20 protein-coding genes are annotated in these 17,026 nt (G+C 71.5%); 12 read left to right on the top strand and 8 right to left on the bottom strand.

Annotation, left to right across the window (positions count from 1 at the left end):
- Positions 1–320: 320 nt before the first annotated feature.
- Positions 321–1,589: a hypothetical protein gene (locus ACZ43H_RS13860; RefSeq protein WP_464583670.1), complete on the top strand. Its 1,269-nt coding sequence runs from the start codon at positions 321–323 to the stop codon at positions 1,587–1,589.
- A gap of 122 nt (positions 1,590–1,711) precedes the next feature.
- A complete protein-coding gene (locus ACZ43H_RS13865; protein WP_464583672.1) occupies positions 1,712–3,070 on the top strand; it encodes a hypothetical protein in 1,359 nt (452 codons plus the stop codon).
- A 256-nt stretch (positions 3,071–3,326) separates the two neighbouring features.
- On the opposite strand, the gene ACZ43H_RS13870 is transcribed toward ACZ43H_RS13865, so the two are convergent.
- Complete coding sequence (locus ACZ43H_RS13870; protein ID WP_464583674.1) at positions 3,327–4,142, bottom strand: thioesterase family protein; 816 nt, start codon at positions 4,140–4,142, stop codon at positions 3,327–3,329.
- A gap of 56 nt (positions 4,143–4,198) precedes the next feature.
- Here ACZ43H_RS13870 and ACZ43H_RS13875 point away from each other — a divergent pair, with 56 nt between their 5' ends.
- On the top strand, positions 4,199–4,744 hold the full coding sequence (locus ACZ43H_RS13875) for a hypothetical protein (RefSeq protein WP_464583676.1): 546 nt from the start codon (positions 4,199–4,201) through the stop codon (positions 4,742–4,744).
- A gap of 19 nt (positions 4,745–4,763) precedes the next feature.
- On the opposite strand, the gene ACZ43H_RS13880 is transcribed toward ACZ43H_RS13875, so the two are convergent.
- Positions 4,764–5,516: a DUF4118 domain-containing protein gene (locus ACZ43H_RS13880; RefSeq protein ID WP_464583678.1), complete on the bottom strand. Its 753-nt coding sequence runs from the start codon at positions 5,514–5,516 to the stop codon at positions 4,764–4,766.
- Between the two features lie 100 nt (positions 5,517–5,616).
- Here ACZ43H_RS13880 and ACZ43H_RS13885 point away from each other — a divergent pair, with 100 nt between their 5' ends.
- Positions 5,617–5,982, top strand: a complete 366-nt coding sequence (locus tag ACZ43H_RS13885; protein ID WP_464583680.1) for a YidH family protein — start codon at positions 5,617–5,619, stop codon at positions 5,980–5,982.
- Here ACZ43H_RS13885 and ACZ43H_RS13890 read toward each other — a convergent pair.
- Positions 5,969–6,523 carry a GNAT family N-acetyltransferase gene (locus ACZ43H_RS13890; protein ID WP_464583682.1) on the bottom strand — a complete coding sequence of 185 codons (555 nt, stop codon included), beginning with the start codon at positions 6,521–6,523 and terminating at the stop codon, positions 5,969–5,971. The two genes, ACZ43H_RS13885 and ACZ43H_RS13890, sit on opposite strands and share 14 nt — an antisense overlap.
- A 132-nt stretch (positions 6,524–6,655) precedes the next feature.
- Here ACZ43H_RS13890 and ACZ43H_RS13895 point away from each other — a divergent pair, with 132 nt between their 5' ends.
- Positions 6,656–7,171 carry a GNAT family N-acetyltransferase gene (locus tag ACZ43H_RS13895; RefSeq protein WP_464583683.1) on the top strand — a complete coding sequence of 172 codons (516 nt, stop codon included), beginning with the start codon at positions 6,656–6,658 and terminating at the stop codon, positions 7,169–7,171.
- Here ACZ43H_RS13895 and ACZ43H_RS13900 read toward each other — a convergent pair.
- Complete coding sequence (locus ACZ43H_RS13900) at positions 7,163–7,507, bottom strand: hypothetical protein (protein WP_464583685.1); 345 nt, start codon at positions 7,505–7,507, stop codon at positions 7,163–7,165. The genes ACZ43H_RS13895 and ACZ43H_RS13900 overlap by 9 nt on opposite strands.
- A gap of 19 nt (positions 7,508–7,526) precedes the next feature.
- On the opposite strand from ACZ43H_RS13900, the gene ACZ43H_RS13905 reads away from it, so the two are divergent.
- Both ACZ43H_RS13905 and ACZ43H_RS13910 read left to right on the top strand, forming a co-directional pair.
- The gene (locus tag ACZ43H_RS13905; RefSeq protein ID WP_464583687.1) at positions 7,527–8,345 is read left to right on the top strand and encodes a Type 1 glutamine amidotransferase-like domain-containing protein; all 819 of its coding nucleotides are present in this window, start codon (positions 7,527–7,529) and stop codon (positions 8,343–8,345) included.
- A gap of 7 nt (positions 8,346–8,352) precedes the next feature.
- On the top strand, positions 8,353–8,895 hold the full coding sequence (locus ACZ43H_RS13910; protein ID WP_464583688.1) for a GrpB family protein: 543 nt from the start codon (positions 8,353–8,355) through the stop codon (positions 8,893–8,895).
- Positions 8,896–8,916: 21 nt separating this feature from the next.
- Here ACZ43H_RS13910 and ACZ43H_RS13915 read toward each other — a convergent pair whose 3' ends face one another.
- Together ACZ43H_RS13915 and ACZ43H_RS13920 are read right to left on the bottom strand one after the other, a co-directional pair.
- Complete coding sequence (locus ACZ43H_RS13915) at positions 8,917–9,078, bottom strand: hypothetical protein (protein WP_379181586.1); 162 nt, start codon at positions 9,076–9,078, stop codon at positions 8,917–8,919.
- Between the two features lie 100 nt (positions 9,079–9,178).
- On the bottom strand, positions 9,179–10,708 hold the full coding sequence (locus tag ACZ43H_RS13920) for a YfcC family protein (RefSeq protein WP_464583690.1): 1,530 nt from the start codon (positions 10,706–10,708) through the stop codon (positions 9,179–9,181).
- A 180-nt stretch (positions 10,709–10,888) separates the two neighbouring features.
- On the opposite strand from ACZ43H_RS13920, the gene ACZ43H_RS13925 reads away from it, so the two are divergent.
- Genes ACZ43H_RS13925 through ACZ43H_RS13940 form a run of 4 tightly spaced genes read left to right on the top strand, consistent with a single transcriptional unit; the run spans position 10,889 to position 14,069 of the window.
- On the top strand, positions 10,889–12,112 hold the full coding sequence (locus ACZ43H_RS13925) for an arginine deiminase (RefSeq protein WP_464583692.1): 1,224 nt from the start codon (positions 10,889–10,891) through the stop codon (positions 12,110–12,112).
- A 1-nt stretch (position 12,113) separates the two neighbouring features.
- Positions 12,114–13,115 (top strand): ornithine carbamoyltransferase, encoded by a 1,002-nt coding sequence (gene argF, locus ACZ43H_RS13930; protein WP_464583694.1) that lies wholly within the window; start codon positions 12,114–12,116, stop codon positions 13,113–13,115.
- A gap of 1 nt (position 13,116) precedes the next feature.
- The gene (locus ACZ43H_RS13935; protein ID WP_464583696.1) at positions 13,117–13,740 is read left to right on the top strand and encodes an amino acid kinase family protein; all 624 of its coding nucleotides are present in this window, start codon (positions 13,117–13,119) and stop codon (positions 13,738–13,740) included.
- Positions 13,725–14,069 carry an amino acid kinase family protein gene (locus tag ACZ43H_RS13940; RefSeq protein WP_464583698.1) on the top strand — a complete coding sequence of 115 codons (345 nt, stop codon included), beginning with the start codon at positions 13,725–13,727 and terminating at the stop codon, positions 14,067–14,069. The genes ACZ43H_RS13935 and ACZ43H_RS13940 overlap by 16 nt, the downstream gene beginning before the upstream one ends.
- A gap of 57 nt (positions 14,070–14,126) precedes the next feature.
- Here ACZ43H_RS13940 and ACZ43H_RS13945 read toward each other — a convergent pair whose 3' ends face one another.
- The gene (locus ACZ43H_RS13945) at positions 14,127–14,675 is read right to left on the bottom strand and encodes a TetR/AcrR family transcriptional regulator (RefSeq protein ID WP_464583700.1); all 549 of its coding nucleotides are present in this window, start codon (positions 14,673–14,675) and stop codon (positions 14,127–14,129) included.
- Between the two features lie 67 nt (positions 14,676–14,742).
- On the opposite strand from ACZ43H_RS13945, the gene ACZ43H_RS13950 reads away from it, so the two are divergent.
- Positions 14,743–15,078 carry a DMT family transporter gene (locus ACZ43H_RS13950; protein WP_464583702.1) on the top strand — a complete coding sequence of 112 codons (336 nt, stop codon included), beginning with the start codon at positions 14,743–14,745 and terminating at the stop codon, positions 15,076–15,078.
- A 212-nt stretch (positions 15,079–15,290) separates the two neighbouring features.
- Here the strand turns inward: ACZ43H_RS13950 and ACZ43H_RS13955 are convergent, their stop codons facing one another.
- Positions 15,291–16,961 carry an FAD-binding dehydrogenase gene (locus ACZ43H_RS13955; protein ID WP_464583704.1) on the bottom strand — a complete coding sequence of 557 codons (1,671 nt, stop codon included), beginning with the start codon at positions 16,959–16,961 and terminating at the stop codon, positions 15,291–15,293.
- Positions 16,962–17,026 lie beyond the last annotated feature (65 nt).

Consider the following 17,026-nt stretch of genomic DNA (forward strand, 5'->3'; position numbering starts at 1 on the left):
ACGCCGACGGGGACGGCCGCAACGGCTTCCCGAGGACCGCTCACCCATGAGCTCGCGCACCATCGGGTGCGACCAGCGGATCGCCTGGTTGCTGACGACCTCGCGCGTGCTCGGACGCGACCCGGAGCTCGCCCGTCGTGACGGCTTCATCAAGGCACTCAAGGAACGCGGCGTCCACGTCGACAGCTCGCGCGTGTCCCGCTGGGAGTCCGGCCTGCAGCCGCTCCCGATCCGGGTGGCCGCGACCTACGAGAGCGTCCTCGGCCAGACCGAGGGATCGCTGGTCGCCGTCGTCGCCGGTCTGCGTCGTGCGTTCGGTGGTGAGACTGCCCCGAAAGGACGGCTCGCTGCGCGACACCGAGCTGAGCGACGGCGACGTCGACCAGCTTCTCGACCTGGTCGACGACGGCCAGGCGCACGGAGGTGACTGGTTGCGTCTCACCGAGCAGCTCACCCGCTTCGACCGGGTCTACCTGCGCAAGCGGGAGTGGCAGTCGCTCTCGAGCCGACTGGTCAACGAGCTGGCGGCCTCTGTGGGCCTCGGCTACGTGCGCCGCTACGAGGCCGCTGCGGCTCTGATGCGTTATCCGGCCGCGCAGCGGCACCTCACCCGGGCCCTGGGCGGATTCGTGACCCATCCCGACACCCAGGTGGTCGCTCCGGTCCTCAACCTGCTCGCCGAGATCCGCGACGAGGCGGCCGGCGATCTCGTGCTTCGCATGCTCCACTCCGAGCACCGCGACCTGCGGCGCGCTGCCTCCTCCGTCGCAGCGGTGAAGGTGACGCGTGGGCACTTCAACGAGGAGGCGTTCAAGCACCTCGAGTCCAGCGTCGTCGGCAGCCTGCGCCGTGGTGAGTCCCTCGACGGCCGCCTGGACTCCTTCGACCTGGCGGTGCAGCTGCCCGACGAGTGCTGGGAACGCATCCAGGGTGCGCTGCGCACCCGGCGTGCCTACGACCTGGTCAAGCGCTCCCGTGAGGGGGGCGAGCTGGTGCCGTGGGGCCAGACGTCGGCGATCGTCAACGACATGGCCAAGCGCATCCAGGTCGAGACTCCTGCCTTCCACCCCGCCGAGCCCGACCTGATGCTCCACCGACTCCTGCGCGAGTCGCTGCTGCATGCCCACAAGGCGCGCCGCCACCACGCTGCGCTGCTCCTCGCGGCCAGCCCCTACGCCGCCGCCGTCTCGCGGCACTGCCACGAGTTGGCAGCACACGAGAACGACCTGCTCGCCGCGCGTGCCTGGACGGTGCTCATGCGGGTCGGGCAACGAGAGGACCGCGACCTGGTCCTGAAGCGAGCCCTGCAGGAGACCCGTCTCCCCATCCGCTCCCGCGCCCTGGTCAACGTCGGACTCTCGGCAGGTCCGCTCACTGACGCGGAGGCCGAAGCGCTGCTCAAGCGTCTCGAGGACGGGGCGAAGCCGGTCGAGCGGCAGGCCACGATGTTCGCGCTCGGCATGGGCGGCGCAGCCCAGCTGGCCGACCTGGCCAAGGACGAGTCGGACTGGCCGGGCCGCAGTGCACGCTGGTGGATCGAGCAGGGCCCGGCCCGCCACGATCCGGACCTGATGCCTCGGACCGCCTGACCCGGCCCCGTCGTACTGGCTTCCCAGAACGGGTTTGATGCCTCCCCCACGGTGGTAGTTTCTCGCCACCCTTGGAGGACGGTTCGGGGGACAACGACCATCCAGCTCTCGGTGAGGAACCCATGCGCACAACCCTGTTGGGGGCGGTGAGCGCTGTCGCGCTCCTGTCCAGCTCTCTCGCCGCGGCCGCAGCGGCCGCGCCGGTCCCTGTCGACGGCGACCACTTCAGCCGCGCGCGTCTCACCTTCGTGAGCCACCAGTGCAGCGACTACACGATCGACCCGCCCGTGGAGCCCAAGGTGCTCATCGCTCGCGGGCCGAAGCAGCCGCCGCTCGGCAAGCAGTCGCTCGGGTGGGACATGCAGGACCAGACGACGTACGGCGCCGGGGTGCTCGCGCACGTGCCGGACCCGAAGAAGCTCAAGAAGGCCGGCATCAAGGCCTTCTTCGTCGGCGGATCCGGTCAGGGGTCCGCCTACGCCGTCTACCACGCGCCCAATGATCCGGGAGTGTGGAAGGGCGTCGCGGCCCTGCCGCTGGACTCGACCTCGGGGTGGCACCGGGTCAACGTCAGCAAGGTGGAGTTCGCGTGGAGGTACTACAGCGGCAACACCCAGAACGGCCAGGACTCGGCCATGACGCTGCAGGACCTCGCGGCCCGGCACGGCGGCAACGGCCGTGGCGCCGAGATCGGAGTCCTGTTCGGCTGCACCGGCGAGACCTTCTACCTCGATGACCTCGAGGTCTCGAGCCGGAAGGTGGACCGCACCTACGACCTTGGTGGCTACCGGACCGTCAGCGACATCGTCTGGGGCTCGGCGATCAGGAAGAAGATCACCATCACCTTCGGTCAGCGACTCGGGCTGACGGGGCGGCTGCGGGAGAAGTACGACTACTCCACGATGTCGGGTGCGCTGAACATCCAGGCGAAGCCGGCCGGAGCGAAGTGGCGCAAGTACGACCGTGTCGCCTCCGGCGGTGGGTTCAAGGTGTCGCCGGCCCGCAACACGACGTACCGCTCCGTCTTCGCCGGCAACGAGAAGTACCGCGCGAGCGAGCCCAGGACGCTGCAGGTGCTGGTGAAGTCGAAGGTCAGGGCCGGCCTGGTGGACCCGACCGTGACCAAGGGCAAGACCTTCACCGCCGCCGGCCGCATCCTGCCGGGGCGCAGCGGCAAGGTCCTGCTGCAGCGCTACGTCCACAAGAAGTGGCGCACCATCAAAGCGGGCCACGCGGGCAGCACCGGCAGGTACCGGATCTCGCTCGTGGCGAGCTCGACGGGCACGAGCTTCTGGCGCGTGGTGGCCACCAACGGTGGCGGCAACCTCGGCAACCACTCGAATCAGATGAAGCTCAAGGTCACCGCGCCGCGCAGCTCCGGTGGTGGAGGGGGTGGCGACACCGACCCGCCCCCGCCGCCGGACGACCCGCCGCCGCCGACCGAGCCCCCGCCGCCGTCGCACCGCGGCACGGCGTACTGATCGACGAGAGGCCCGGACCCGCAAGGGTTCGGGCCTCCTTCGTCGCACCGGGTTTCGAGGCTCGTCGCTGGCGCTCCTCGCACCTCAACCAGCGGGCGGGCTCAGCGCACCTGGCGCTCCTCGCACCTCAACCAGCGGGTGGGCTCAGCGCACCTGGCGCTCCTAGCACCTCAACCAGCGGGTGGGCTCAGTGCATCTGGCGCTCCCCGCACCTCAACCAGCGGGTGGGCTCAGCGCACCTGGCGCTCCTCGCACCTCAACCGGCGAGGGGGCGTGGCTGGCGGGCGAGCTGCCGGCTCTGGGCGACCAGGCGGCCGGTGGAGTCCCAGACCTCGCAGTCCTCCTCGAACATGCCGCCCGCCATGTTGCGGGTCGCGTGCCGCACCTTGAGCCAGCCCGGCGCCGGCTTCGCCCGCACGTGCGCGGTCAGCTCGAGGGTCGGCGCCCAGCCGGGCATGCCCAGGTCGAAGGTGACCGGCGGCAGCGCGTCGACCACCATCAGCAGCGAGATCGGGTCCGGCTCGCGGCCGTCGGCCAGCCGGAACCACGCGCTCAGCACACCGTTGCCGCTCGGCTGCCCCACCGCCCAGCCGACGTGCTCGGGGTGGAAGCGCATGTCGAAGCGCTCCAGCAGCGGCGCCGCGCGGCGTACCTCCTCCGGCGCCATCGTGTTCGGCACGCACTCGTCCGGCGGCGGCAACGCCGGCTCCTCCGCGGTGGTCCGCACGTCGTCGCCGAGCCGGCCGAGGTCGCCGTAGGTCGCGAGCGCCGTGATCCGGGCGTCGTCGCCCTGCCGCAGGTCGGCGGCCGCGGTCGCGACGCTGCCGCCGTCACGGCGTACGTCGACGCTCACCGTCGCGGGACCGGCCACCGACGCCGAGAGGTAGTAGGCGCTGACCGCGATCGGGTCCGGCTTGCCGGGCAGGCTGGCCCGCAGGGCGTTGCCGACGACGGCGAGCAGGTAGCCGCCGTTGACCCCGCCACCGACGACCCACCCGGGGGGCAGATCGGCGGAGAACTCGCCCTCGGACTGCCGCGTGACCTCGATGTTGCTGTCGAACTCATGACCCATGCCCTGACCCTAGGGCGGCGGTTTGACGCGGCGCACTGCAGGGCAAGGATGTGCCCATGCGAACCGGCCTCCTGGCAGCGACCCTCACGATCTCCCTTGCAGCGCTGGGCGGCTGCAGCTCCGACGACGACGACTCCGCCGAGGCCTACCCCACCCCGTCGCCGAGCACTGCGGCCCTGCGGACGAAGGACGACGGGGGCCAGTTCAGCCTCTGCCTGCCGGTGACCGCGAAGGACGGCGACCTCGCGTGGACGGGCATGCGGATCCACGCCGACGCCGACGCCTCCGTCGTGGACTTCGCCCCGGACTCGGGCGCCGACCGGGTCGCGCAGGCATGGGTCGTCGAGGCCGAGCACGCCTCCGGCAACCTCGCGCTGTGGCGCTCCTCCGTCTACCGCGAAGGGCTCGACTGGGCCCACCGGATGCCGGTCGACAACGCCTCGCTCGAGGCAGGAAAGACCTACCGCGTGGTGGTGCGGATCCACCCCGACCTCGGCGCGCTGCCTAACGAGCTCGGCGGCTTCAAGCTCGCCTACGAGTCCGACGGCGACAGCGGCACGTTGACCAACGACACGGTCGTGCAGCTCACGAAGCACTGCTGAGGACGGTCCCTGACCCGGCTCACCCGGCGGCCGCGACCTGGTCGGCCAGGAGCACCGCGACCCGGCGCTGCTCGTGGGACGGGTAGGCGACGCGCGAGGTGGCGGTCACCAGGAAGTGGCCGACGACCTGCGAGCCACGCCGCACCGGGATGGCGACGTACTCGTTCGACGGCAGGCCCACGCGGTCGACATCCACGGGGTGCTCTCCCCTGGTGACCACCCCGTCGTGGTCCAGCACGGCCACGCGTGCGTCGCAGACCCGGCCGCCGACGTACCGGCACTCGTCGGCGCCCAGCACGTCGGTGATCTCGCGGGCCACCACCTCGACCAGCGCCGACGCGGGCATGTCCCCCTCGGACACGAGCCTCGCCGCGCCGAGGACACCGTCGAGGTAGCCGGATCGACGCGCGGCCCGCGCCTGCTGCCGGTGGCCCCACAGCGCGATCTCCGTGACCGCCAGGCCGATCAGCACAAGCAGGATCGTGGCCTCGGCGTCGTCGGAGTCGGAGATCGTGAGCCGGTGGTAGGGCGCGGTCAGGAAGAAGTCGAACCACACGCCGCCGGAGACGGCGGCCAGCAGCCCGGCGACCCGGTCGCCGGTGGCGGCGGCCGCGACCACCCACAGCACCAGGAGCAGAACGGCGGTGGCGGCGGTGATGCTGTCCCGGACGGTCGAGAGCAACGCGCAGGTCAGGAACGGCAGCGCCACGGCCAGGGCGCGCGACGGGACCCGCCACCGCTCCCCGAATGACCTCTGGTCGCCCTCGTCCACGTGCCCGTGCTCCTGTCACGAGATGGCCCCCACCGTCCAGTGAAGCACCGTCATCCACCTCGCAGCCCACCCCGGCGCCGGAGTGCGGCACGATGGCGGCATGACCGAACGCCGTCCGCACTGGGTGTACGACGCGGGCGACGAGCCCGACCCGCGCTTCAGCCTCGCGAACGAGCGCACCTTCCTCGCCTGGGTGCGCACCGCCCTGGCCGTGCTCGCGGGTGCCGTCGCCCTGCACACGCTGGGCGTGCCGGGCTCGGAGCTGCTGCGTACGTCGGTCGTGGTCGTGCTCGTGCTGTTCGCCGGCGTGATGTCGGCGCTGTCCTACCTGCGCTGGGCGCGGGTGGAGCGGGCGATGCGGCTGCGGGCTCCGCTGCCGTCGTTCGGGCTGGGCCTGTGGGTGACGCTCGCGATCGTGCTGGTCGCGGTGCTGCTGGCCGTCGCGCTCGCGATCAGCCCGAGCTGAGTGCGTAGCGGGCGATGTCGCGGCTGGTGCCGCGGATGACCTCGTGGTCGCGGAACAGCTCCTCCCGCACGGCGCCCACGCGCTCGGCCACGGCACAGGAGGCCGCGTTCGCCGGCTCGATGAAGAGCTCGAGCCGCTGGAGGCCGACCTCCCCGAACGCCCAGTCACGCATCAACCGCACGGCGCGCTGGGCGACCTTCTGCCCGCGTGCCCACGGAGCCACCCAGTAGCCCACCTCGGCGATCTTGCGCTCGTGATCGATCTCCTTGAGGGACGGGGCCGCCAGGAGCCGACCCGTCAGGGCGTCGACGGCCGCGAACGGCGCACCCTGGCAGCTCAACCACTGCTGTGGGGCGAAGTCCTCGATGAAGCCCCGCGCGTGCTCGTGGAGGTAGGGCACCGGGATCGCGATCGAGCCTTGCATGACGGGGTCCTGGCAGGCCGCGACGACGGCGTCGACGTCCGACGGCTCCCAGGCGCGCAGGGTGACGGACCCGTCGGTGAGCGTCGGGGTGGCCTGCGGCCAGCTGAGCGAGGACATGTCGTCCCTTTCGTCGGTCGGCCGTGGCGCAGCCTGTAAGGACCCCGCCGAGAAGGACGCCAGTCTGCCCAGGGACGGCGTGGTCGAGAAACGATTTCCCCGCGTCGTCGTTCCCCCGGCACACTGCCGGCCATGAGCTCCCCTGTCCCCCGCGCCGAGAGCCGGCCCGACACGGTCGTCGTCACCCGGGCCGCGCCCGACGACTGGCAGCGCTTGCGCGACGTGCGCCTGGCGGCGCTGGCGGACTCACCCGAGATGTTCGGCTCGAACCTGGCGAAGGAGCAGGAGTTCGACGAGGTGGAGTGGCGCCGACGGGCCGCACGCCCGGCCACGTTCCTCGCATCCCGGGACGGCCTCGATGTCGGCATGGCCGGCGTGTACGAGTTCGACGACGGCTGGTCGGTCATGGGCATGTGGCTCACCCCCGCCGCGCGGGGCACGGGTGTCGTCGAGGCCCTCGTCCGTGCGTGCGAGTCCGTGGCGCAGGACGCGGGTGCGACCACCGTCGCGCTCGGCGTGATGGAGGACAACCCCCGCGGTCGGCGCGCGTACGCCCGGCTCGGCTACGACTTCACCGGAGAGCGGGAGCACGTGCGCGACGGCCGGGACGAGCTGTTCATGCGCAAGGCGCTGCCCGCGTCACGCTGACACGGACCGCCATCGACCTGGGCCACCCGACGGCGCCGCTGTCTCACCGCGGGACAGGAGCGCGACCGCCCCGGCCGAGACGCACACGAGTGCGGCGAGACCGGCCAGCACCGACCACTCCCGCTGCTTCGCGTCGCAGGCCCGCTGGTGAGCCGCCTCGACGGCGTTCGCCGGCTGCGGGCGGGGGTTGGCGACGTCGTCGTTCTCGGCGCTGACGAGCAGCGCCTCGCACGAGCCCGACTGTCCCGCGTAGCTCACCGTCGGTGCCGACGCCAGCAGCAGCGCCGCGCACAGGCCCGCGGCGACAGCCAGGAGCAGGCACACCACGCGGGTCATGGACCGACGATAGTCCGCCATGGACCCCCGCGCATCGGGCACGATGAGCGCCATGCCGGACGGGACGACGCACATCCATCTCGTGGGGGGCGGAGTCGACACCATCGGGACACCGACCCTGCTGACCCCGTTCGTGGAGGCCGTCGTCGCACGGGCTCGTGCCCCTCGCGCTCGAGTCGCGCTGGTCCTGGCCGACGACACCGGCCTGGCGGCCAGGTTCCGACCCGAGTACGTCGCCGCGCTGGAAGCGCTCGCTCCCGGGCGGTTCGACTTCGTGGACACGTTCGTCGGTGGGAGGGCGCCGCTTGACCTCCACGTGCTGCGTGACGTCGACGCCGTGGTCGTCGGAGGTGGGCCCGCGACCGTGTACATCGACGCGCTGGCCTCGGCGGCGCCCACACTCCGGGACGCGGTCACCGGGGGCGTCCCGTACCTGGGGTTCTCCGCGGGTGCGATGGTGGCGGCATCGACCGCGCTCGCCGGCGGTTGGCGCCTGGGAGATCGGGCCGTGTGCGACGAGGACTGGTCCGAGGAGCTCGGTGAGCTGGAGGTCCGGCCGGGCCTCGGGCTGGTCCCGTTCACCGTCGACGTACACACCTCGCAGGCAGGCCTCCTGGGTCGCACCACATCGCTGCTGCAGCTGAGCGGCGTCGACCGCGCCGTGGGCATCGACGAGGGGACCTGCCTGACCGTCCACCAGGAGCGCACGAGCAGGGCGACTGGACAGGTCCGCGGACGCGGATTCGTGTGGGACGTCCGGCGGCGTGACGGCGAAGAGGTGCTGCTGCGCAGGTTCGTTGCGGGCCAGGACTTCCCCGTGGGCGACCGCGCGGGATGATGTGCGCGTGCGCGTGACGGTGACCGACTACGACCCCCGCTGGGCAGCGGACTTCGAACGCATCCGGGCTGAGCTGCTGGCCGCGCTGGACGGCGTGGACGTGCTGGCCGTCGAGCACGTCGGCAGCACCGCCGTACCCGGCCTCCCGGCGAAGCCGGTGATCGACGTCGACGTGGTGGTCCCCGACCAGGCGCTGCCGGCAGCGCTCGACGCGGTGGCGGGCGCGGGCTACGCCTACGAGGGCGAGAAGGGCGTCGAGGGGCGGCACGCGTTCCGGGCGCCGGACGACGGGACCGCCCGCCACGTCTACGTGTGCGTCGACGGCTGCGTGGCGCTGCGCAACCACCTGCTCGTCCGTGACGCGCTGCGGGCGGACGCATCGCTGCGCCAGGCGTACGCCGAGGTGAAGGCCGGCCTGGCCGCGCGCGACCTGCCGGACATGGAGGCGTACGTCGCGGGCAAGAACGCCGTCCTCCAGCGGGTCCTGGCCGCGGCCGGGCTCTCCCCGGACGAGCTCGACCAGGTCGCCGGTCACAACCCGACGGCCTGAGCCCGCGCGCCGACGTCTCGGTCAGAGGGCGGTCGGACGCACCGACGCGCCGGAATGGTTCTCGTGCCCGCACCGCAGGCACCGCTGGAAGAACCCGGTGTCCTCCCCCTGCGAGTACGGCAGGTTCGTCCACTTGTGGCCTCCGGGAGCCACGATGCACAACGTCCAGCGTCTCCAGTTCACGGCCGTCTCCCTCCGGTCACTGTCCTCACCAGTGTCGGTCGGTCCGACGTCGGAGGTCATCCCCCGACCGGGCCAGACCGGCTGGCAGCCGCGACGGCCCCTACGACAGCGCCGCCCCCACCGCACAGAACAGCAGGCACGCGACGAACAGGATCGCCAGCAGCGGCCCGATGAACCGGAGGTAGTGGTCGTAGCGCACCTTGGCCAGCGCCAGGCCACCCATGACCACCGCGGAGGTCGGGGTGATCAGGTTGACCACGCCGGAGGCCGATTGGTACGCCGTGACCACCATCGCCCGGGACACCCCGGCGAAGTCGGCGAGCGGCGCCAGGATCGGCATCGCCAGCGCGGCGTGCCCCGAGGTGGACGGCACCAGGAACGCCAGTGGGATGTTCAGCAGGAACATCAGGGCACCGAAGACTCCCGCCGAGGTGTCGCTGACGGCGTTCTCCATCGAGTGCAGCACCGTGTCGGTGATGACCGAGTTGTTCATGATCACGGTGACGCCACGGGCCAGCACGATGATCAGGCCGACCCCGATGAAGTCGCCGGCACCGCGGACCAGGGTGTCGGTCAGCCCCTTCTCCCCCAGCCCGCCGATCAGCCCGACCACGATCGACATCACGATGAAGAGGGCCCCGAGCTCGGGGAAGTACCAGTCGAACTGCCAGGTGTAGCTCGCGGCGTCCGGTCCCTCGATGACCTGCGCCCACGGCACGATCGTGAAGATCATGAACGCGAAGGTGAACGCCACCACCGCCAGCACGGCCTTCTGCCGGCCGGTCAGCGGCTCCAGCTCGCCGATCCCGGCGGCCGCGATCTCGGCGTCGCCCTCCTGCTTCCCGACCCGCGAGTGACCGGGGTCGGCCTTGACCTTCTTCGCGTAGCGCAGCACGAACCAGATACCGACCGGCACCAGCACGATGTACATGAGGAACCGGTAGCCGATCCCGTCGCCGATCGAGATGCCGGCCGCGTCGGAGGCGACGCCGGTGGCGAACGGGTTGACCGTCGAGGCGAGCACGCCGATGCCGGCGCCGATCAGGATCGTCGCCGCGGCCACCATCCGGTCGTAGCCGAGGCTCAGCATCAACGGCACGATCAGCGCGTAGAAGCCGAGCGTCTCCTCCGCCATCCCCTCGGTGGTGCCGCCGATCGACAGCAGCACCATCAGGATCACGATGACCATCGCGCCGCGGCTGCTGAACCGCTGCGCGACGTGCGCGATGCCGTTGTCGATCGCGCCGGTGCGCATCGACATCGTGATGAAGATGCCGATCGCGATCACGAAGAAGAACACCCCGGCCGCGCCGAACAGCTCGCCGGACTCATAGGGCCCGATGAACCCGGTGGCGGCCGACTTCACGCCGTACAGGCCGTTGACCGGCGCCAGGAACAGCTCCATCAGCCGGTCGGTGAACGAGAGCCCCGCGTCGACGTGGTGGTAGCTGCCCGGGACCGGACCGCCGGTCTTCTTGTCGACGTCGTAGGACCCGGTCGGGACGATGAACGCCAGCAGCCAGACGGCGACGGTGACCCCGAAGAGGACGGTGAACGCACTGGGGAAGGTGAAGCGGTGCTTCTTCTGCTCCGGGGCGGACCTCGGTGCCGCCTCGTCCTGGGTGGCCATGGAGCACGTCCTCTCCCCGGGCGATGAGAGGCCCGGTGTCTGAGGGTTGCAGAGAAAGGGGGTGACGTGCCTGCGGCCGTGGTCCCCGATCGGGATGACCTTCGGCCCTCTCCCCCGGGCGTCGGCGCGGCGAGAGTTTAGTCGTCCCGGCGAGCGGGACCGACGAGTGGAGAGCGCCCCATGACCCTGCACGTGGACTCCGAGGTCGGCCGGCTGCGGCAGGCGATCCTGCACCGGCCCGACCTGGAGCTGAAACGCCTCACCCCGACCAACAAGGACGACTACCTCTTCGACGACGTGCTCTGGGTCAAGCGTGCGAAGCAGGAGCACGACGGCTTCGCCGAGACCCTGCGCGACGCCGGGGTGAGGGTCCACCTGCTCGACGAGCTGCTCCGCGAGACCGTCGCGATCCCCGAGGCGCGCCGCCACATCCTGGACCGCTCCTTCGACGAGCGGCTCTACGGGCCGATGGCGACCGACGCCCTGCACAACACCTTCGCCGCGTTCGACGACGAGACGCTGGTGCGGCACCTGATCGGCGGGATGACCAAGCGCGAGCTGCTCGAGCACGTCGAGGAGCCGCGCTCGGTGGTCGTGCAGGCGCTCGACCTCGACGACCTGTTCCTGCCGCCGCTGCCCAACCACCTCTTCACCCGCGACACCTCCGCGTGGATCTACGGCGGCGTCGCGATCAACTCGATGCGGATGAAGGCGCGGATGCGCGAGACCATCCACTACGAGGCGATCTACCAGTGGCACCCGCTCTTCGCCGACGAGGTCTTCGACGTGTGGACGCCGGGGTCGGCGAGCGGACCGGCCACCGCCGAGGGCGGGGACATGCTCGTCATCGGCCGCGGCGCCGTGCTGATCGGCATGAGCGAGCGGACCACCCCGCAGGGCGTCGAGCGGCTGGCGAGGAGCCTGTTCACCCAGGGCGCGGCCACCCGGATCGTCGCGCTTGCGCTGCCGCAGCGGCGGGCGTTCATGCACCTCGACACCGTGATGACGATGGTCGACGGCGAGACCTTCACCAAGTACGCCGGGCTCGGCGAGCTGCCGTCGTACACGATCGAGCCGGGCGACACCGAGAAGGAGCTCAAGGTCACCGCCCACCCCCCGGAGCAGATGCACGGCGCGATCGCAGCCGCCCTCGGGCTCGACTCGATCCGGGTGCTCACCCCGACCCAGGACGTGAAGTCCGCCGAGCGCGAGCAGTGGGACGACGGCTGCAACGTGCTGACCGTGCGGCCCGGCGTGGTCGTCGCCTACGAACGCAACGTCACCACCAACACCCACCTGCGCAAGGACGGCGTCGAGGTCATCACCATCCAGGGCAACGAGCTCGGCCGGGGCCGCGGCGGCCCCCGCTGCATGACCTGCCCGATCGAGCGCGAGGGGATCTGAGATGGCCTTCAACCTGCGCAACCGCAGCTTCCTCAAGGAGCTGGACTTCACCCCGCAGGAGTGGACGTTCCTGCTCGGCCTCGCCGAGGAGCTGAAGCGCTCGAAGTACGCCGGCTCCGAGCGGCCGCGGCTGACCGGCAAGACCGTGGCGCTGATCTTCGAGAAGGCCTCCACCCGCACCCGGTGCGCCTTCGAGGTCGCGGCGTTCGACCAGGGCGCCCACGTGACCTACCTCGACCCCTCGGGCGCGCACATCGGCAAGAAGGAGTCGATGAAGGACACCGCCCGGGTGCTGGGCCGGATGTACGACGCGATCGAGTACCGCGGCTCCGCGCAGGAGAACGTCGAGACGCTGGCGGCGTACGCCGGGGTGCCGGTGTGGAACGGCCTGACCGACGAGTGGCACCCCACCCAGACGCTCTGCGACATGCTCACGATGCGCGAGCACTGCCCCAAGCCCGACCACGAGATCTCCTTCGCCTACCTCGGCGACGCCCGCAACAACGTCGGGAACTCGCTGCTCGTCAGCGGCGCCATGATGGGCATGGACGTGCGGATCGTCGCGCCCCACGACCTGTGGCCCGCCGACGACGTGGTCAAGAAGGCCGCCGCGATCGCCCAGGGCACCGGCGCCCGGCTGGTGCAGACCGAGGACGTCGCCTCCGGCGTGGAGGACGTGGACTTCGTCTACACCGACGTGTGGGTGTCCATGGGCGAGCCCGCGTCGGTGTGGGACCAGCGGATCGAGCTGCTGCGGCCCTACCAGGTCAACGCGGAGCTGCTCGGGCGCACCGGCAACCCGGACGTGAAGTTCATGCACTGCCTGCCGGCCTTCCACGACCGGCACACCACGGTCGGCGAGGAGATCTTCGAGAAGACCGGTCTCGACGCCCTCGAGGTGACCGACGAGGTCTTCGAGGGACCGGCGTCCATCGTCTTCGACCAGGCCGAGAACCGGGTGCACACGATCAAGGCGATCATGGTCGCCACCCTGGGCGACTGACGTGCGCATCGTCGCCGCGCTCGGCGGCAACGCGCTGCTGAAGCGGGGCGAGCGCCCCGACAACGACGTCCAGGAGCACAACGTCGCCACCGCGGTGACCGCACTCGCCCCGATCGCCACCACCCACGAGCTCGTCGTCACGCACGGCAACGGGCCCCAGGTCGGGGTGCTGGCCCTGCAGAGCGCCTCGGACCCGCACCTGACCACGCCGTACCCCTTCGACGTGCTGGGCGCGCAGACCCAGGGGATGATCGGCTACTGGCTGCTGCAGGCGATGCAGAACTCGCTCCCGGACCGGCAGGTCGCGGCCATCATCAACCAGACGCTGGTCGCGGCGAACGACCCCGCGTTCGCGGACCCGTCCAAGTTCGTGGGCGAGGTGTACGACGAGCAGGAGGCGCGCGCGCTCGCGGCGGCCCGCGGCTGGACCGTCAAGCAGGACGGGACCGCGTGGCGGCGCGTGGTCGGGTCGCCCCGACCGCAGCGCGTCGTCGAGACCCGGCTGATCCGGCTGCTCCTCGAGAGCGGGGCGGTCGTGGTCTGCGCCGGGGGCGGCGGCGTGCCCGTCATCCGGAACGAGGCCGGCCGGCTCGAGGGGTGGAGGCGGTCGTGGACAAGGACCTGACCGCAGCCGTGCTGGCCGAGGCGCTCGACGCCGACCTGCTCATGGTGCTCACCGACGTGCCCGAGGTGGTCAGCGGCTTCGGCACCCCGGACGCGGCGCCGATCCGCCGGGCCACGCCGTACACGCTGGCGCGCGAGCAGTTCCCGGCCGGCTCGATGGGCCCGAAGGTGGACGCGGTCTGCCGGTTCGTCGAGCTCACCGGCGGGACGGCCGCGATCGGGCGGCTCGAGGACGCGCAGCTGATCCTCGAGGGCCAGGCCGGCACGATCGTCACCCCGACGGGCACCTGGCCGCCCGCCGCGTCACCCCGGGGCAGGTCCGGCGCCTGACCATCTCGGCCGGCGGGGTGCGCCGGTCAGGCCAGGCGTCGGCCAGCTGGGCGTCGCTCAGCCGGCGATCGTCTGCGCCGCGCAGGCCAGGTCGTCCACGCCACGGGCGAGCTCCTCGGGACGATCGGTGGTCAGGTCGAGATGGAAGCCGTAGAGCGCGGAGTCGACGAGCGTCACGACCCGGACCACCCGCCGCGGCGGCGCCCCGGAGCGGACGAAGTAGTCGCGCAGCGCCCTCGACCAGTGCTCGTTGCTGGCCCGCACCACGCTCAGGTAGGGCTCGTGGCCGATCAGGCCGGTCGCGGCCGCCTGGCAGTAGATGTCGAGGCAGCCGTTGAGGGGCTCCTGCTGGTAGGCCGCCCAGAGCCGGTTCACCGCCGACCTGACGCTCGGCGCGGCCGGCAGTGCCTCGACGTACGCGATCGCGCGCTCGGTCGCCCGGGCCACCACCTCGGAGACCAGCGCGTCGCGGCTCTCGAAGTGGTAGATCAGCATCCGGTCGCTGGTGCCGATCGCGGCGGCGACCGGGCGCAGCGTCAGCCCGATCAGCCCGTGCCCGAGCACGTGGTCGGTCACCTGGTCGAGCAGGTCCTCTCGGCGGTTCACGCGGCAAGCGTAGCGAGTGCTACATTTGGTCGATGTTGTAGCGAGTGCTACATAGGATCCGAAGGACGTGGTGCAGGTGCTGAGCGCGTCGATGCTGCTGATGGCGGCGATCGGGATCGAGGTGGGCGCGACCGCCCTGCTCCCCCGGGCGGCCGGCTTCACCGACCCCGGCTGGAGCGCTCTGGTCGTCGGCGGCTACGCCATCTCGATCTGGCTGCTCGCGGTCGTCGTGAAGACGATGCCGGTCTCGGTGGCGTACGCCGTGTGGTCCGGCGTCGGCACCGCCCTCGTCGCGATGGTGGGCTACGCGTTCCTCGGGGAGTCGCTGGGCTGGTTCAAGGCGCTCTCGCTGGCCCTGATCGTGGTCGGCGTCGTCGGCCTGAACCTCGCCGGCGCCCACTGATCCCCTCGTCGAGTCGGCGCAAACTCGTCTGAACAACACGTCGAGTCGGCGCAAACTCGGCGTAGAAACACCTCGAGTCGGCGCAAACTCGGCGTAGAAGACGTCGATCCTTCGAAGGCTTCAACGAGTTTGCGCCGACTCGACCACTTTTCGCGCCGAGCTTGCGCCGACTCGACCACCTTTCGCGCCGAGCTTGCGCCGACTCGACTTCTCTACAGGCAGGCGGCGGCTGCGGCGCGACCGGCGGTGCGCCCCGAGAACAGGCAGCCACCGAGGAACGTGCCCTCGAGCGCGTTGTAGCCGTGCATGCCACCGCCCCCGAACCCGTTGACCTCGCCGGCGGCGTACAGGCCGGGCAGTGGCTCGCCGGAGGCGGTGAGGCAGCGGCCGGACAGGTCGGTCTCGAGGCCGCCGAGCGTCTTGCGGGTCAGGATGTTCAGGCGCACCGCGATCAGCGGGCCGGCCTTGGGGTCGAGCAGCTTGTGCGGGGTCGCCACCCGGATCAGCCTGTCGCCTCGGTAGTTGCGCGCCCCCCGGATGGCAGTGACCTGGGCGTCCTTGGAGTAGGCGTTGTCCATCTCCCGGTCGCGCTGCTCCACGATCCGGCGCACCGAAGCCTCGTCGACGACGACCCCGGGGTCGCCCACCCGGTTCATCCCGGCGACCAGCTCGGACAGCGACGAGGCGACCACGAAGTCCGCACCGTGCTGCTTGAACGCCTCGACCGGGCCGGGCGCACCGGCCTTGACCCGGGAGAGCAGCAGCTTGATGTCCTTGCCGGTCAGGTCCGGGTTCTGCTCCGAGCCCGAGAGCGCGAACTCCTTCTCGATGATCTTCTGGGTCAGCACGAACCACGAGTAGTCGTGGCCGGTGGTGCGCAGGTGGCGCAGCGTGCCGAGGGTGTCGAAGCCCGGGAAGTACGGCGCGGGCAGTCGTCGGCCCGTCGCGTCGAGCCACAGCGACGACGGCCCGGGGAGGATCCGGATCCCGTGGTTCTCCCAGATCGGGTCCCAGTTGCGCAGCCCCTCGACGTAGTGCCACATCCGGTCGGGGTTGATCACCCGCGCGCCGGCCGCCTCGGTGATGCCGAGCATCCGCCCGTCGACGTGGGCGGGGACCCCGCTGACCATCGTCCGCGGCGGCGTGCCGAGCCGCTCGGGCCAGGAACTGCGGACCAGGTCGTGGTTGCCGCCGATCCCTCCCGAGGTGACCACCACCGCCTGCGCCCGCAGCTCGAACTCACCGGTCTCGACCCGGCTGCTCGGTCGGCCCCGCTCGACCGAGGTCGGCTCGAGGGTGGCGCCGCGCACGCCGACCACCGTGCCGTCCTCGACGACCAGCCCGTCGACCCGGTGCCGGAACGCCAGGCGCACCAGCCCCGCCGAGACGTGCTCGCGCACCCGTCGCTCGAAGGGTGCGACCACTCCCGGGCCGGTCCCCCACGTGATGTGGAACCGCGGCACCGAGTTGCCGTGGCCGTCCGCGCGGCCGTCGCCGCGCTCGGCCCACCCGACCACCGGGAAGACCCGGTGCCCCATCGCGCGCAGCCACGAGCGCTTCTCGCCGGCCGCGAAGTCGACGTACGCCTCCGCCCACTGCCGCGGCCAGTGGTCCTCCTCGCGGTCGAACTGCGCACTGCCCAGCCAGTCCTGCAGGGCCAGCTCGTGGGAGTCCCTGATGCCCATCCGGCGCTGCTCGGGGCTGTCGACGAGGAAGAGCCCGCCCAGGGACCAGAACGCCTGTCCGCCCAGCGACTGCTCGCCCTCCTGGTCGACCAGCACCACCCGGCGTCCGCCGTCGGCCACCTCCGCGGCGGCGGCGAGGCCGGCCAGCCCCGCACCCACGACGATCACATCGGTCTCCAGCGGCGCGCGCGTCTCCATGGCGGCATCGTGCGGAGCCCCTTGGCGGGGGTCAAGGGTTTCGCTCACCAGATGACACCCACGCC

This window comes from Nocardioides sp. DN36, from assembly GCF_055380375.1.

Bases quoted from the DNA above. Each gene is read 5' to 3' on its own strand.
- ACZ43H_RS13870 (WP_464583674.1), bottom strand. From the start codon at position 4,142: ATGGGTCATGAGTTCGACAGCAACATCGAGGTCACGCGGCAGTCCGAG.
- ACZ43H_RS13925 (WP_464583692.1), top strand. From the start codon at position 10,889: ATGACCCTGCACGTGGACTCCGAGGTCGGCCGGCTGCGGCAGGCGATC.
- ACZ43H_RS13890 (WP_464583682.1), bottom strand. From the start codon at position 6,523: ATGTCCTCGCTCAGCTGGCCGCAGGCCACCCCGACGCTCACCGACGGG.
- ACZ43H_RS13920 (WP_464583690.1), bottom strand. From the start codon at position 10,708: ATGGCCACCCAGGACGAGGCGGCACCGAGGTCCGCCCCGGAGCAGAAG.
- ACZ43H_RS13955 (WP_464583704.1), bottom strand. From the start codon at position 16,961: ATGGAGACGCGCGCGCCGCTGGAGACCGATGTGATCGTCGTGGGTGCG.
- ACZ43H_RS13875 (WP_464583676.1), top strand. From the start codon at position 4,199: ATGCGAACCGGCCTCCTGGCAGCGACCCTCACGATCTCCCTTGCAGCG.
- argF (WP_464583694.1), top strand. From the start codon at position 12,114: ATGGCCTTCAACCTGCGCAACCGCAGCTTCCTCAAGGAGCTGGACTTC.
- ACZ43H_RS13895 (WP_464583683.1), top strand. From the start codon at position 6,656: ATGAGCTCCCCTGTCCCCCGCGCCGAGAGCCGGCCCGACACGGTCGTC.
- ACZ43H_RS13885 (WP_464583680.1), top strand. From the start codon at position 5,617: ATGACCGAACGCCGTCCGCACTGGGTGTACGACGCGGGCGACGAGCCC.
- ACZ43H_RS13900 (WP_464583685.1), bottom strand. From the start codon at position 7,507: ATGACCCGCGTGGTGTGCCTGCTCCTGGCTGTCGCCGCGGGCCTGTGC.
- ACZ43H_RS13865 (WP_464583672.1), top strand. From the start codon at position 1,712: ATGCGCACAACCCTGTTGGGGGCGGTGAGCGCTGTCGCGCTCCTGTCC.
- ACZ43H_RS13905 (WP_464583687.1), top strand. From the start codon at position 7,527: ATGGACCCCCGCGCATCGGGCACGATGAGCGCCATGCCGGACGGGACG.